The 13,385-nt window shown below is 58.1% G+C and carries 12 protein-coding genes; 3 read left to right on the top strand and 9 right to left on the bottom strand.

The genetic code is table 11. From position 1 onward, the window contains the following. Window positions 1-12: 12 nt before the first annotated feature. Window positions 13-861 carry a CsgG/HfaB family protein gene (locus RIN61_RS00060; protein WP_015270587.1) on the top strand — a complete coding sequence of 283 codons (849 nt, stop codon included), beginning with the start codon at window positions 13-15 and terminating at the stop codon, window positions 859-861. Between the two features lie 162 nt (window positions 862-1,023). On the opposite strand, the gene RIN61_RS00055 is transcribed toward RIN61_RS00060, so the two are convergent. Then, window positions 1,024-2,277: an MFS transporter gene (locus RIN61_RS00055; RefSeq protein ID WP_181457411.1), complete on the bottom strand. Its 1,254-nt coding sequence runs from the start codon at window positions 2,275-2,277 to the stop codon at window positions 1,024-1,026. A 1,006-nt stretch (window positions 2,278-3,283) separates the two neighbouring features. Here RIN61_RS00055 and RIN61_RS00050 point away from each other — a divergent pair. Further along, entirely contained in the window at window positions 3,284-3,520 is a 237-nt protein-coding gene (locus tag RIN61_RS00050; protein ID WP_015270586.1) for a hypothetical protein, read from the top strand. A gap of 214 nt (window positions 3,521-3,734) precedes the next feature. On the opposite strand, the gene RIN61_RS00045 is transcribed toward RIN61_RS00050, so the two are convergent. Genes RIN61_RS00045 through RIN61_RS00030 form a run of 4 tightly spaced genes read right to left on the bottom strand, consistent with a single transcriptional unit; the run spans window position 3,735 to window position 7,475 of the window. Next, window positions 3,735-4,007 (bottom strand): PAAR domain-containing protein, encoded by a 273-nt coding sequence (locus RIN61_RS00045; protein ID WP_112254026.1) that lies wholly within the window; start codon window positions 4,005-4,007, stop codon window positions 3,735-3,737. Window positions 4,008-4,010: 3 nt separating this feature from the next. Further along, complete coding sequence (locus tag RIN61_RS00040; RefSeq protein WP_258392862.1) at window positions 4,011-4,949, bottom strand: hypothetical protein; 939 nt, start codon at window positions 4,947-4,949, stop codon at window positions 4,011-4,013. A 4-nt stretch (window positions 4,950-4,953) separates the two neighbouring features. Next, window positions 4,954-6,816 carry a hypothetical protein gene (locus RIN61_RS00035; RefSeq protein ID WP_313855138.1) on the bottom strand — a complete coding sequence of 621 codons (1,863 nt, stop codon included), beginning with the start codon at window positions 6,814-6,816 and terminating at the stop codon, window positions 4,954-4,956. A gap of 2 nt (window positions 6,817-6,818) precedes the next feature. Further along, window positions 6,819-7,475: a hypothetical protein gene (locus RIN61_RS00030; protein ID WP_313855136.1), complete on the bottom strand. Its 657-nt coding sequence runs from the start codon at window positions 7,473-7,475 to the stop codon at window positions 6,819-6,821. Window positions 7,476-7,512: 37 nt separating this feature from the next. Between RIN61_RS00030 and RIN61_RS00025 the strand changes: the two genes are divergently transcribed. Then, window positions 7,513-8,663, top strand: a protein-coding gene (locus RIN61_RS00025; protein WP_087535084.1) for an IS3 family transposase whose coding sequence is annotated in 2 segments (ribosomal slippage) — window positions 7,513-7,747 and window positions 7,747-8,663 — 1,152 coding nt in all. Because the reading frame shifts where the segments join, the coding sequence is not laid out codon by codon here. On the opposite strand, the gene RIN61_RS00020 is transcribed toward RIN61_RS00025, so the two are convergent. The 4 genes from RIN61_RS00020 to RIN61_RS00005 all read right to left on the bottom strand — a co-directional run. Next, complete coding sequence (locus RIN61_RS00020; protein ID WP_313855134.1) at window positions 8,660-8,995, bottom strand: hypothetical protein; 336 nt, start codon at window positions 8,993-8,995, stop codon at window positions 8,660-8,662. The two genes, RIN61_RS00025 and RIN61_RS00020, sit on opposite strands and share 4 nt — an antisense overlap. Window positions 8,996-8,997: 2 nt before the next feature. Continuing rightward, window positions 8,998-10,863: a hypothetical protein gene (locus RIN61_RS00015; protein WP_313855132.1), complete on the bottom strand. Its 1,866-nt coding sequence runs from the start codon at window positions 10,861-10,863 to the stop codon at window positions 8,998-9,000. Window positions 10,864-10,865: 2 nt separating this feature from the next. Then, window positions 10,866-11,720: a hypothetical protein gene (locus tag RIN61_RS00010; protein ID WP_313855130.1), complete on the bottom strand. Its 855-nt coding sequence runs from the start codon at window positions 11,718-11,720 to the stop codon at window positions 10,866-10,868. A 79-nt stretch (window positions 11,721-11,799) separates the two neighbouring features. Then, window positions 11,800-13,385 (bottom strand): hypothetical protein (locus RIN61_RS00005; RefSeq protein WP_313855143.1); only part of this gene is annotated, 1,586 nt, incomplete at its 5' end.

The raw sequence follows: 13,385 nt of genomic DNA, 5'->3' as shown, positions 1-13,385 counted from the left end.
GGAGAGAACACCATGAAACGTCTGCTGAGCACGCTGCTGATCCTCACCGCCCTGGGTCTGCATGGTTGTGGCCTGCGCGAACCGATGCCCGCCGAACAGGACTCGGAAACCCCGACCCTGACCCCCCGGGCCTCGACCTACTACGACCTGATCAACATGCCACGGCCCAAGGGCCGGTTGATGGCGGTGGTGTACGGCTTCCGCGACCAGACCGGGCAGTACAAGCCGACCCCGGCCAGCTCGTTCTCCACCAGCGTCACCCAGGGCGCGGCCAGCATGCTGATGGACGCCCTGAACGCCAGTGGCTGGTTCGTGGTACTGGAGCGTGAAGGCCTGCAGAACCTGCTGACCGAGCGCAAGATCATCCGTGCTTCGCAGAAAAAGCCTGATGTACCGGAAAACATCATGGGCGAGCTGCCGCCGCTGCAGGCCGCCAACCTGATGCTGGAGGGCGGCATCATCGCCTACGACACCAACGTGCGCAGCGGTGGGGAAGGCGCCCGGTACCTGGGTATCGACATCTCCCGCGAGTACCGGGTCGACCAGGTGACCGTGAACCTGCGCGCGGTGGACGTGCGTACCGGGCAGGTGCTGGCCAACGTGATGACCAGCAAGACCATCTACTCGGTCGGCCGCAGCGCCGGGGTGTTCAAGTTCATCGAGTTCAAGAAGCTGCTCGAGGCTGAGGTGGGGTACACCACCAATGAGCCGGCGCAGCTGTGCGTGCTGTCGGCGATAGAAGCGGCGGTGGGACATTTGCTGGCGCAGGGGATTGAACGGCGGCTGTGGCAGGTGGCGGGGGATGCGGGGGAGGGGCAGGCTACGGTGGACAAGTATTTGAGCCAGAATCAGCAGCCGTGATTGAGCTTGAGGGCCTCTTCGCGGGCTTGCCCGCTCCCACAGGTACCGCGCTGGCCTCAGGCTTGGCGCGATTCCTGTGGGAGCGGGCAAGCCCGCGAAGAGCCCGGTACAGGCGACACATTATTTTCATCACTGTTGATACCCTTGGCGGCGGGGATGACCTCATTGCTTGCTCGCCTCTGTAGCGGCCTTGCGCCGCCTGGCAGTAGCCAGGTCTGGCGCCTGTGTTTTCCGGTATTTCTTGATGAAGTCGTGAAGCAGGCTGAGCGCCAAGGGGGTGGCGCCGAGGAGAGTGGTGCCGATGCCGAACAGGATCGCAACTGCGCTGGTGTAATACTCGGCGAGCAGTCCTGCTACAGGAATGGCGATCACCATTGACACTTTGAAAAGCGCGCTGGTTATACCGGTGACCCTGCCCAACACATCGGCTGGGACGACGGTTTGGCGAAGTGTCCAAACCGCAATCACTACGTAGGACTCGAAAAAACCGACGAGAAAGCACGAGGTGAAAAACACAGCTTGGTTGGGCAGGAGCAGTGGCAGTGCGCCGGATACGGCCATTAGCAGGCAGCACAGGAGTGTAAGTTTGCGATTGCCAAAAAATGCAATTGCCCTTGATGCTGTCAGCCCCGAGATGATTGCGCCTGCGGCGAGCCACACCAAGAGATTAGGTGCGTTCTGGGCGCTGAAATGGCCGGTCCCCACTGCGTAGATGAGCACATTCAGCAAGTACACTCCGGTGAAGGCATTGTTACCCATGACCACAAGGACAAGGCGGAGCAGTGGTTTGTTGCTTGTCAGGATGCCGATGCTTTCCAAGAAAGAGCCTCTCCGTTGTCTCGGGTGAGAGGTGGGCTGGCTGCTGGGCAGTGCGAGCAGGTAGATCAGTCCAGAGATGCAGAACAGACCTGCGATCCCGAAAAAGCCTATCTTGGGACTGCTCAGTGACAGGAGTAGCGAGGCGATCAAAGGGGCGAAAATCAGTGCGATGTTTTCAGTGACCAGTAATGTGGCGTTCAGTTTGGGGAGTTGTGAAGCCTGGGCAACACTGGGCAGAACTGATGAGCGCAGATTGTTGAGGAAGTACGTGCCGATTGATACGGCGGCGAGAAAAATAACCGTCTCAGCGAGCGTTTGGTCTGGCAGTCGCACGCTGTAGCATGCCGCTGCACCACCGAGTGCTATGGCAATGGTGCAGCCGAGTCGGCGTTTCTCGAAACGGTCTACCAGAACCCCGATATAATAGCCGAATAGTACGGGGCCAATGTATGCGAGCGCCCGAAGAAATGATCCGAGCACGCTGTCACCACTATTGAAGATAAAAAAGAGCGGTGTATAGATAAAAAGCACTTGAGTGCAGAAGATTTCGATGCCGAACGCTGAGATCAGCAGGTGTGCCGCGTTAGGTTTATTCATCTTCAATGTCCATTTGTAGATTGTGCCGTAACTGTCTGGGCGACTGTTCCTAAGAGGGCTGTTGTGGTATTGCAAATAAGCTGGGCGAACATCCTCAAATATAATTTGAGGCATTGTTGGTGCGCTATAGGCTGAGATGAAGACGCTTTGAACGTATGCGCGGCGACTAATTGCTCTAGCGCAGCCGTGTTGAGTGGCTGAGGGTGCTGCTAATAAAGTATGCGTTGAGCAAATGCTAGAGTAAGTACTAGGCTTCCCGTAATCTACAGTTGAATACCATGGTGTCTTCCAAGTTGTGTCATTTGGGCTGGATCAGGGTAGGAGGGTGTTTTCCTGCTGTCAATGTTCTTGACTTTATTTGGTTTGTAAGTGTTTGTTGTGGTTCCCTATTTGTAGGAAATGTATGTAGGGATATGAGGTGCTTGTAAGAAGCTTTAGGGTTGTCGAGTGTGGAATTGCTTGGTTAGCAAGGTTTGAGATGTTAGTCAGTGTGGGCTGAGGCTGATTTCAGTGTTGCTACGGTGGAGAAATACCTGAGCCGAGATCGCCGGCCTCGAATCAGATTCATCAGCACCTGCGCTCCCACATGGTGGACAGCTGGTTATGAGTGAGAGCTGGTAAGAAGTGTTACTGAGCATGCCCTTAGCTTGAAACCCTTCCCCGACACCGGTAGTCTTTGCCCGCTGCTGTAAGTCCAGCAGTCGGGTTTGGTCACCCGCAATCATCAAGGCGCACAAGCGCCCGCTCTGCGATACAGTTGGCGCTTTTTTGTGCCCGGCTGTCTCGTTTTATGGCGGCTGTGCGTGGGGCGCCTCCGTGCGCGCCGGTTTCCTTGATTCCCGGTTGACCAACCCGCGTACAGTCGCCACCCATTCGTTTGGTCACGTTGTGTGGCGGCTCCAGTGAATCAAGGAGCAACACAATGACAAAAGGCTTACCCGATCCTCCCGTACGCGCCACCACGGCGTCCTCCAGTTTCTCCACCTGCGAATGCAGCCACCCGCCGTTGTTTGCCGTGCGTTCGGGGGTGGACTACGAAGATGCGCTGGTACACCTGTCCACGCTGCTCAAAGGGGCATTTGCGACCAATCTCAAGGCACTGGAGCTGGCCAAGGGGACCTGTCGTGATCTGTTGTTGAGCAATGATCATGGGCTGGATTCGGCCAAGGCGGTGGTGGAGGCGTTGCTAGATGGGGTTGAGAGGCAGCAGCTGGTTGGGCGGAAGACGGTGCCGGGTGTCTGACGGGCCTTGGGCGTTGTTGGACTCAAGCGGCAGCCGTGATTGACCTTGAGGGCCTCTTCGCGGGTGAACCCGCTCCCACAGGTTCAGCGTCAACTCAAAGCCAGCACAGTACCTGTGGGAGCGGGCGCGCCCGCGAAACAGACAACGCGAGCGCTGTTCAAATCGTGCAAGCCTGCGAAGAGGACGATGCATGAAACCACGTTCTTCAGGTCGTTCAGCCCTCTTTGGCATAAGGTCCCGAACAGGTAGATGAAACCTTGCACCCACAAGCAAGCTCCGCAGGCTCGAATACCAAAGAAATACCGTTGAACAAGACACTACCGTCACCGCCAGAGACCAATGCAAATGTCCCTCCATGAAGCGCGCATGGCGCACGATCTCCGAGAATGCATTGTTGCCGCCCGTTGACAAGAACTCCGCTTCCTTCCCCCATCCGACCACCCCCGCTGTGGGGATCACCTTTTCGAATCGCACCTTGTCGGGACATCGCTCAATCCTTTGCGCTGTTTTGCATGATTGCTTCGTAAAGGCCGGCCGGTACGGCATCAGGATCGTGTTTGCAGGCGGCAGCCAGGAAGCGCATCAGCAGTTCATCCGGCTCGAAGCGCATGCCTGGCGGGCAGGTCAGCCTGGCGTAGGGTGTTTTCATCAATGGGTGGTCGATGGAAGGGTTCGGCAGGCCCAGCGAACGGCGCAGGTTGAGAATGGCCAAGATCTCGGCGGGGTAGACGGCCTCGAAGGGGGAGCCGAATTCGAAATTGCCGGAGTCGAGTTCGCGGGATGTCAGGGCGATGCGTTGGACATGGGTATCGCAGGCCGCCACCAGAATAGGCGCCAGTTTATCGGGATCAGGTTCGCGCCAATGGGCGACCAATTGACCCCAGGCAGGGTCGCGAGGCAGGGCGTGCTTGTCGAGGTCAAGCGGTTTGCCGAGCCAGTCACCGATGATGGTCAGGCCGAAGGCCGCGTAGCGAAGGCTGGTGCCTATCGGCAGGTTGTGGCCATCGCTGACACCGTAACCATTGGTAAAACCCGACAACACAGCACTGTGACAAGGCGTTATTACGGCAAATTGTCCGGTAGCCAGGGCACACAGCATTACGTGAGTGATGCCATCCAGATCATCAAGGCCAAACCGTGTGGTGCCCTTTAAATTTTCGACGATTACGCTGTTGGCTACGAGTAGTTTCAATATGCCTATGGCAATTGTACGGGGCGCTTTCAAGTAAGGGTTCTCAGAGGCTTGGAGCAGACTTTTTCCTATGTCATTTATGCCGAGTCTGAATATTTCGTCGGCGGCAATAGCGATGCTGTCGTTTCCGTTTATGTAATCAATGACTCTATGTTTTTCTAGCGAAGCATCAGCTGAGGCCCATTTTTTAATACTTTTGAGGCTGCTGGTTAGCCGAGAGCTATTGGTAGATGTCATGTCGTCACCACGTGTTTATCTGAATTCCGGTTGAGCTGCCTGCGAGCGTACTTAACTGTCCATCATGTGAAAAAAACACTTGAGCGTGCAGGTGTGAGATCTTTCCACTACTCATCGCATTGCGCAGGTGTGCTGCTTTAGCGGCTATATCAGGGGTTACTGTTTTTAGGTCGTCGATATTCCAGCCGCCCTTTTTTCTCGCAATCAGTTTCTGTATTCGCTCGACATTCGCATTGCCGCCAGCCATTTGTGTCTTCAAAAAACCAGGCGTCTTGCTCTTCCCCAACGTCGTCTTCACCTCAATCACCAACAGCGTCCCAGCCTCGAACTTCAGTTCCTCCAGCGGCGCCGTCCCCTTCAGCCCATCAATGTGATGCCGCATTTCCTGTGTCGTCGGATTACGCACCGTCATCGAGGGCGGTGGTGGTACGTACACCAGCATGTCGATGCCCTGGTCGCTCTTGTTCTTCAAACCGAACTGGCTGGGCCGGGAAGGGTGGGTGCTCAGGCCGAGGATGTTCTCCGGCTTGACCTTCCAGTGGCTGACCAGGGCAGCCGCCAGGGCTTCTTCGCCGGCATCGGCGACGACCCGGGTCAGGCTGCCGCCCATGCGCACCGGCCCGATGCTGTGCTGGATCATGGCCACCAGCCGGTCGCGCAGGGTGGTGGCCATGTAGGCGTAGTCGGCCTTGCCGCCGACCACATCGAGCGCGACCAGGCTGGCATTGCGCTCCACCGAGTGCAGTTCATGCGCTGTGACCGGCAGCTCACCCTCGCGGCTGCGTCGCTGGATGCGGGTTTCCAGTACGGTGACTTCGCCGGCGCTGCGGTTGCCAAGGCGCCGGACTTCCTCTTGCGACAGCGCGGCGTTGTCGAGGCGTACGGTGGTCATGCTGCCGGGCTGCAACTTGTGCATCAGCCAACGGGCGCCGCCGATGGCGGCCGGCAGCAGCAGGGCCAGGTTGATGGCCATGAATACCTGCTTGCCACGTGCCTCGGCAGTGTCGGGGTTGGCCAGGCGCGCCAGGTCGGTGAAGAACTGCTCGCCGATACTCAGGCCTTCGCCAGTGATCATGCGGCTGCTGCCGTCGACCATGGCATCGGCGGCCAGCGCGGCTTCCAGGGCGACGAAGGCATAGCGGCCGAGGGTTGCGGCGCCTTTGATACCACGGACCACTGGCACCATCGCCAGCACCCCGAAGGCGAATTCGCCCGCGCCAATGACACCTTGCCAGAAGCGAGCACGGGCCTTGGCTTCGGCGTAGTGCCGGGCCAGCTGTCCACAGGCCTGTTCGATCGGGTACAGACCAGTGGGCGTATGCCAGGTGTAGGGCGGGCTGATGCGCTGGGTGCCGTGTTCGTCGACGTACTCTTCCCGTTGCGCTTCGGCCCACTGCACATGGGTGAAGGTGGCGAAATAGATCTTGTGGTCGGTGAAGAAGAAGTTGCTGTGCAGGGTGAAGCCATAACCGTGCTGGCTGCGCTCGCCCATGTGGTCGAGTACGGGCGGGGGGAGTTCGTCGAGGCGGATCTCGTCGTCGATGCACACCAGCTGCAGCTTTTCGCTGGCGGCAAAGGCATGAAACTCAGCCAGCCAGGCATTGCCCAGCGTGTCGCTGGCATGCTCCAGGACCTGCTGGAGGAAGGTATCGCGGTGGTTGCGTTCCTGGTCGCGAATCCAGGGGTTGTTGCGAAACCAGGCAGGGCCGACGCCGTTCTGGGAGGGGATGCCTAGCAACTGGTCGCAACCGTCGCCGCCGTCGAGGGAGAACAGCGCGCCGGGCAGGGAGCAGGGCACGCAAATGTCGACGGGGATGGGCAGTGCGCCATTGCGGGTATTTTCGAGCAGCGCCTGCAAGCCGGCCATGATCAATTGGCCGAGTTTGTTTGTAGAACGGCTTCATAAAGGCCGTCTGGCATTGCAGCCGGGTCGTGCTTACATACGGCGGCTAAGAACTGCACCAACAGCTCATCAGGTTCGAAACGCATGCCAGGCGGGCAGGTCAGCCTTGCATAGGGCGTTTGCATCAACGGGTGTTCGATGGGCGAGGGGTTGGTTAGCCCCAACGACCGACGCAGGTTGAGGATGGCCAGGATTTCGGCAGGGTAGACGGCCTCGAAGGGGGAGCCGAATTCGAAATTGCCGGAGTCGAGTTCGCGGGATGTCAGCGCGATGCGTTCGACATGGGTGTCGCAGGCGGCCACCAGGATCGGCGCCAGTTTATCGGGATCAGGTTCGCGCCAATGAGCGACCAATTGACCCCAGGCAGGGTCGCGAGGCAGGGCGTGCTTGTCGAGGTCGAGCGGTTTGCCGAGCCAGTCACCGATGATGGTCAGGCCGAAGGCGGCGTAGCGTAGGGTGGTACCTATCGGCAGGTTGTTTCCATCCTCGACGCCATACCCACCCTCCAAAGCGGAGAGTACGGTTTGATGAAAGGGGGCTACGAGTCGGAGTTGCCCTGTTGCAATTGTACATAGTATTACAAGAGTTAAACCATCTTGAATCGCCCCTGGTTTCGTAGACACCTCCAAGCCTCATAATGAGGCCCAAATAGGAGGTGCCATGAGTCGTCAGCGTTACCCCGAAGAATTCAAGATCGAAGCGGTCAAGCAAGTGACCGAGAAAGGCAAACCTGTCGCCGATGTCGCCCAGCGCCTGGGCATGTCCGTGCACAGTCTTTACGCCTGGATCAAGGTCTACAGCAAGCCCCAAGAGCAGCGTCAGCAAGACGACGATCAGCAGGCCGAACTGCGCAAGCTACGCGCTGAACTCAAGCGCGTGACGGAAGAGCGAGACATCTTAAAAAAGGCCGCCGCGTACTTTGCCAAGGAGTGCGGCTGAAGTACGCCTTCATCAAGAAGCACTCGACTGATTACCCGGTGCGGCGCCTTTGCCAAACCCTCAAGGTGCACCCCAGCGGCTATTACGCCTGGCTGGCCGAGCCTCAATCTGCCCGAGCAAAAGAAGATCAACGTCTGCTTGGCTTGATCAAACACGCTTGGCTGGAAAGCGGAGGTGTATACGGCTACCGCAAAATTCACGATGACCTGCGTGAGCTGGGAGAGGAATGCGGCCGAAATCGAGTCAGGCGCTTGATGCAGGCGGAGGGGCTGCGTTCTCAAACGGGCTATCGGCGGCGTCCAGGGTTCTATGGTGGAAAACCAACAGTGGCCTCGCCCAACCACCTCGCGCGGCAGTTCAAGGTAAGTGAGCCGAACAAGGTCTGGGTGACAGATATCACTTACATCCGCACCTATGAAGGGTGGCTCTACCTCGCGGTAGTGCTGGATCTGTTCTCACGCCAAGTAATTGGTTGGTCAATGAAGCCAAGGATGTGCAGCGACCTGGCTATCGACGCGATGTTGATGGCTGTTTGGCGACGCAAGCCTCAGCAGCAAGTTATGATTCACTCAGATCAAGGCAGTCAGTTCAGTAGCTCGGATTGGAAAAGCTTTTTGAAGGCCAACAATGTAATCAGCAGCATGAGCCGGCGGGGAAACTGCCACGACAATGCCGTAGCCGAGAGCTTTTTCCAGCTTTTGAAGCGAGAGCGAATCCGACGAAAGATCTACACAACCCGTGAAGAAGCCCGAAGTGATATTTTCGATTACATCGAGATGTTCTATAACCCTAAACGCCGACACAGCAGTGCTATGCAGCTGTCTCCAGTAGAGTATGAGAAACGCTATTTCCTGAGCTTGGAGAGTGTCTAGAAAACCAGGGGCGATTCATCTAGATCCTCAATGGCCATCTGTCGAGATTTTTCAAGATTCCTGATCAGTATTAGATCGGCGACGAGTCTCTTGGCGATTCCGGAAATGAAATCCAATGATGCGCAGTTGTAAGTGTGCTTGGTCGCATATTGTAACCCGTTGCCAATGCTGTTCATCCCAAACCGGTGTAGTTCGCCGCAAGCAAGGTCAAGTGAACCGCCATTTTCGATGTAGGAGGTTAGGGTTTCGCTCCTTACGATCAAATCGTCAGAAGCCCATAGCTGGATTTGGTTAAGGCTGACTGGTAGCCTGTTTTTCGGTTTTTTGCTCATTTCTAATTCCACAGGTTTATTTGTATTCCCGCGCTATTGCCCGTAAGAGCGCTTGGAACGCCGTTAGGGTCAAAAAATACTTGAGCGTGCAGGTAGGCTGTTTTCCCTGAACTTGTGCTTTCTTTGATGGCTTGTAGTTTTTGTGAAAAATTTGGATCTGCTGTTGATAAGATTTTTTCATTCCATCCTTGTCTCTTGTTTTCAATTAATCTTCGTATGCGTGCAAGGCTGCTTTCGCCTCCTGATTTTTGGGTGTTGATGAAACCAGGCGTCTTGCTTTTCCCTAAAGTCGTCTTCACTTCGATCACCAACAACGTACCCGCCTCGAACTTCAGCTCTTCCACGGGTGCCGTCCCCTTCAGCCCATCAATGTGGTGCCGCATTTGCTGCGTCGTCGGATTACGCACCGTCATCGAGGGCGGTGGCGGCACGTACACCAGCATGTCAATTCCCTGGTCGCTCTTGTTCTTCAAACCGAACTGGCTGGGCCGGGAAGGGTGGGTGCTCAGGCCGAGGATGTTCTCCGGCTTGACCTTCCAGTGGCTGACCAGGGCAGCCGCCAGGGCTTCTTCGCCGGCATCGGCGACGACCCGGGTCAGGCTGCCGCCCATGCGCACCGGCCCGATGCTGTGCTGGATCATGGCCACCAGCCGGTCGCGCAGGGTGGTGGCCATGTAGGCGTAGTCGGCCTTGCCGCCGACCACATCGAGCGCGACCAGGCTGGCATTGCGCTCCACCGAGTGCAGTTCATGTGCTGTGACCGGCAGCTCACCCTCGCGGGGACGTCGCTGGATGCGGGTTTCCAGTACGGTGACTTCGCCGGCGCTACGGTTGCCAAGGCGCCGGACTTCCTCTTGCGACAGCGCGGCGTTGTCGAGGCGTACGGTGGTCATGCTGCCGGGCTGCAACTTGTGCATCAGCCAACGGGCGCCGCCGATGGCGGCCGGCAGCAGCAGGGCCAGGTTGATGGCCATGAATACCTGCTTGCCACGTGCCTCGGCAGTGTCGGGGTTGGCCAGGCGCGCCAGGTCGGTGAAGAACTGCTCGCCGATACTCAGGCCTTCGCCAGTGATCATGCGGCTGCTGCCGTCGACCATGGCATCGGCGGCCAGCGCGGCTTCCAGGGCGACGAAGGCATAGCGGCCGAGGGTTGCGGCGCCTTTGATACCACGGACCACTGGCACCATCGCCAGCACCCCGAAGGCGAATTCGCCCGCGCCAATGACGCCTTGCCAGAAGCGAGCGCGGGCCTTGGCTTCGGCGTAGTGCCGGGCCAGCTGTTCACAGGCCTGTTCGATCGGGTACAGACCAGTGGGCGTATGCCAGGTGTAGGGCGGGCTGATGCGCTGGGTGCCGTGTTCGTCGACGTACTCTTCCCGTTGCGCTTCGGCCCACTGCACATGGGTGAAGGTGGCGAAATAGATCTTGTGGTCGGTGAAGAAGAAGTTGCTGTGCAGGGTGAAGCCATAACCGTGCTGGCTACGCTCGCCCATGTGGTCGAGTACGGGCGGGGGGAGTTCGCCAAGGCGGATCTCGTCGTCGATGCACACCAGCTGCAGCTTTTCGCTGGCGGCAAAGGCATGAAACTCAGCCAGCCAGGCATTGCCCAGCGTGTCGCCGGCATGCTCCAGGACCTGCTGGAGGAAGGTATCGCGGTGGTTGCGTTCCTGGTCGCGAATCCAGGGGTTGTTGCGAAACCAGGCAGGGCCGACGCCGTTCTGGGAGGGGATGCCTAGCAACTGGTCGCAACCGTCGCCGCCGTCGAGGGAGAACAGCGCGCCGGGCAGGGAGCAGGGCACGCAAATGTCGACGGGGATGGGCAGTGCGCCATTGCGGGTATTTTCGAGCAGCGCCTGCAAGCCGGCCATGATCAATTGGCCGAGTTTGTTTGTAGAACGGCTTCATAAAGGCCGTCTGGCATTGCAGCCGGGTCGTGTTTACATACGGCGGCTAAGAACTGCAACAACAGCTCATCAGGTTCGAAACGCATGCCAGGCGGGCAGGTCAGCCTTGCATAGGGCGTTTGCATCAACGGGTGTTCGATGGGCGAGGGGTTGGTTAGCCCCAACGACCGACGCAGGTTGAGGATGGCCAGGATTTCGGCAGGGTAGACGGCCTCGAAGGGGGAGCCGAATTCGAAATTGCCGGAGTCGAGTTCGCGGGATGTCAGCGCGATGCGTTCGACATGGGTGTCGCAGGCGGCCACCAGGATCGGCGCCAGTTTATCGGGATCAGGTTCGCGCCAATGAGCGACCAATTGACCCCAGGCAGGGTCGCGAGGCAGGGCGTGCTTGTCGAGGTCAAGCGGTTTGCCGAGCCAGTCGCCGATAATGGTCAGGCCGAAAGCGGCGTAGCGAAAGGTGGTACCGATTGGCAAATTGTGGCCATCGCTGACACCGTAGCCATTATGAATACCTGTGAAAATAGCTTGGTGAAAGGGCTCAACCAGTTCAAACCGGCCAGTAGCCAGTGCACACAACATTAGGTGAGTGGTCCCATCTAAATTGCTTATGCTACTTTCTTTAGTGTGCGCAAGTTTTTGTATTAAGATTGCTTCAGCGATTAACATCTGTGTAATGCCAGAGACGAAATCCAATGACGCTGGCCCGTATGGGTGCTGTGTTGCAAGCTGTAAACCTTTTCCAATATTGTTCATGCCAGCTTTGAATATCTGATTGCAAGCGATGCCTATGGTTTCGCCAGTCACGATGTAAGACGTCAGCATGTCGCACCTCACGAGTAGGTCCTCTCTCGCCCATTCGTGTATTTTTTTCAAGCTGACTTTGAGTCGATCTTTTGCCTGTCTATTCATGTTGGTTCCAGAGATTAATTTGTATTCCGCTTCGGTCACCGACAATGCTATTAGGGTGACCTTTCGAGTCAAAGAATACTTGTGCATGAAGAAATGAGACTTTTCGCGAATCCAAGCTGTCCTCTACTGCTTGGTACTTTGTAATAAAGGCGGGGTCAGTTTTTGTAAGGGCTTCTCCCCAACCTTGTCTTTTCCTACGAATCAAGTCCTGTATGCGCTGAAGGTTGGCTTTGCCTCCTGCTTTCTGGGTGTTGATAAAAGCAGGCGTCTTGCTTTTCCCTAAAGTCGTCTTCACTTCGATCACCAACAACGTACCCGCCTCGAACTTCAGCTCTTCCACGGGTGCCGTCCCCTTCAGCCCATCAATGTGGTGCCGCATTTGCTGCGTCGTCGGATTACGCACCGTCATCGAGGGCGGTGGCGGCACGTACACCAGCATGTCAATTCCCTGGTCGCTCTTGTTCTTCAAACCGAACTGGCTGGGCCGGGAAGGGTGGGTGCTCAGGCCGAGGATGTTCTCCGGCTTGACCTTCCAGTGGCTGACCAGGGCAGCCGCCAGGGCTTCTTCGCCGGCATCGGCGACGACCCGGGTCAGGCTGCCGCCCATGCGCACCGGCCCGATGCTGTGCTGGATCATGGCCACCAGCCGGTCGCGCAGGGTGGTGGCCATGTAGGCGTAGTCGGCCTTGCCGCCGACCACATCGAGCGCGACCAGGCTGGCATTGCGCTCCACCGAGTGCAGTTCATGCGCTGTGACCGGCAGCTCACCCTCGCGGCTGCGTCGCTGGATGCGGGTTTCCAGTACGGTGACTTCGCCGGCGCTGCGGTTGCCAAGGCGCCGGACTTCCTCTTGCGACAGCGCGGCGTTGTCGAGGCGTACGGTGGTCATGCTGCCGGGCTGCAACTTGTGCATCAGCCAACGGGCGCCGCCGATGGCGGCCGGCAGCAGCAGGGCCAGGTTGATGGCCATGAATACCTGCTTGCCACGTGCCTCGGCAGTGTCGGGGTTGGCCAGGCGCGCCAGGTCGGTGAAGAACTGCTCGCCGATACTCAGGCCTTCGCCAGTGATCATGCGGCTGCTGCCGTCGACCATGGCATCGGCGGCCAGCGCGGCTTCCAGGGCGACGAAGGCATAGCGGCCGAGGGTTGCGGCGCCTTTGATACCACGGACCACTGGCACCATCGCCAGCACCCCGAAGGCGAATTCGCCCGCGCCAATGACACCTTGCCAGAAGCGAGCACGGGCCTTGGCTTCGGCGTAGTGGCGGACCAGCTGTCCACAGGCCTGTTCGATCGGGTACAGACCAGTGGGCGTATGCCAGGTGTAGGGCGGGCTGATACGCTGGGTGCCGTGCTCGTCGACGTACTCTTCCCGTTGCGCCTCGGCCCACTGCACATGGGTGAAGGTGGCGAAATAGATCTTGTGGTCGGTGAAGAAGAAATTGCTGTGCAGGGCAAAGCCATAACCGTGCTGGCTGCGCTCGCCCATGTGGTCGAGTACGGGCGGGGGGAGTTCGTTGAGGCGGATCTCGTCGTCGATGCACACCAGCTGCAGCTTTTCGCTGGCGGCAAAGGCAT

Origin of the sequence: Pseudomonas inefficax, assembly GCF_032164165.1 — a bacterium.
Classification (GTDB): Bacteria; Pseudomonadota; Gammaproteobacteria; order Pseudomonadales; family Pseudomonadaceae; genus Aquipseudomonas; species Aquipseudomonas inefficax.
This window is presented reverse-complemented; position numbering and strand designations above follow the sequence as displayed.

Coding starts and splice junctions, on each gene's coding strand:
- RIN61_RS00035 (WP_313855138.1), bottom strand. CDS start 6,816: ATGGCCGGCTTGCAGGCGCTGCTCGAAAATACCCGCAATGGCGCACTG.
- RIN61_RS00040 (WP_258392862.1), bottom strand. CDS start 4,949: ATGACATCTACCAATAGCTCTCGGCTAACCAGCAGCCTCAAAAGTATT.
- RIN61_RS00010 (WP_313855130.1), bottom strand. CDS start 11,720: ATGCTGACGTCTTACATCGTGACTGGCGAAACCATAGGCATCGCTTGC.
- RIN61_RS00045 (WP_112254026.1), bottom strand. CDS start 4,007: ATGTCCCGACAAGGTGCGATTCGAAAAGGTGATCCCCACAGCGGGGGT.
- RIN61_RS00015 (WP_313855132.1), bottom strand. CDS start 10,863: ATGGCCGGCTTGCAGGCGCTGCTCGAAAATACCCGCAATGGCGCACTG.
- RIN61_RS00060 (WP_015270587.1), top strand. CDS start 13: ATGAAACGTCTGCTGAGCACGCTGCTGATCCTCACCGCCCTGGGTCTG.
- RIN61_RS00055 (WP_181457411.1), bottom strand. CDS start 2,277: ATGAATAAACCTAACGCGGCACACCTGCTGATCTCAGCGTTCGGCATC.
- RIN61_RS00020 (WP_313855134.1), bottom strand. CDS start 8,995: ATGAGCAAAAAACCGAAAAACAGGCTACCAGTCAGCCTTAACCAAATC.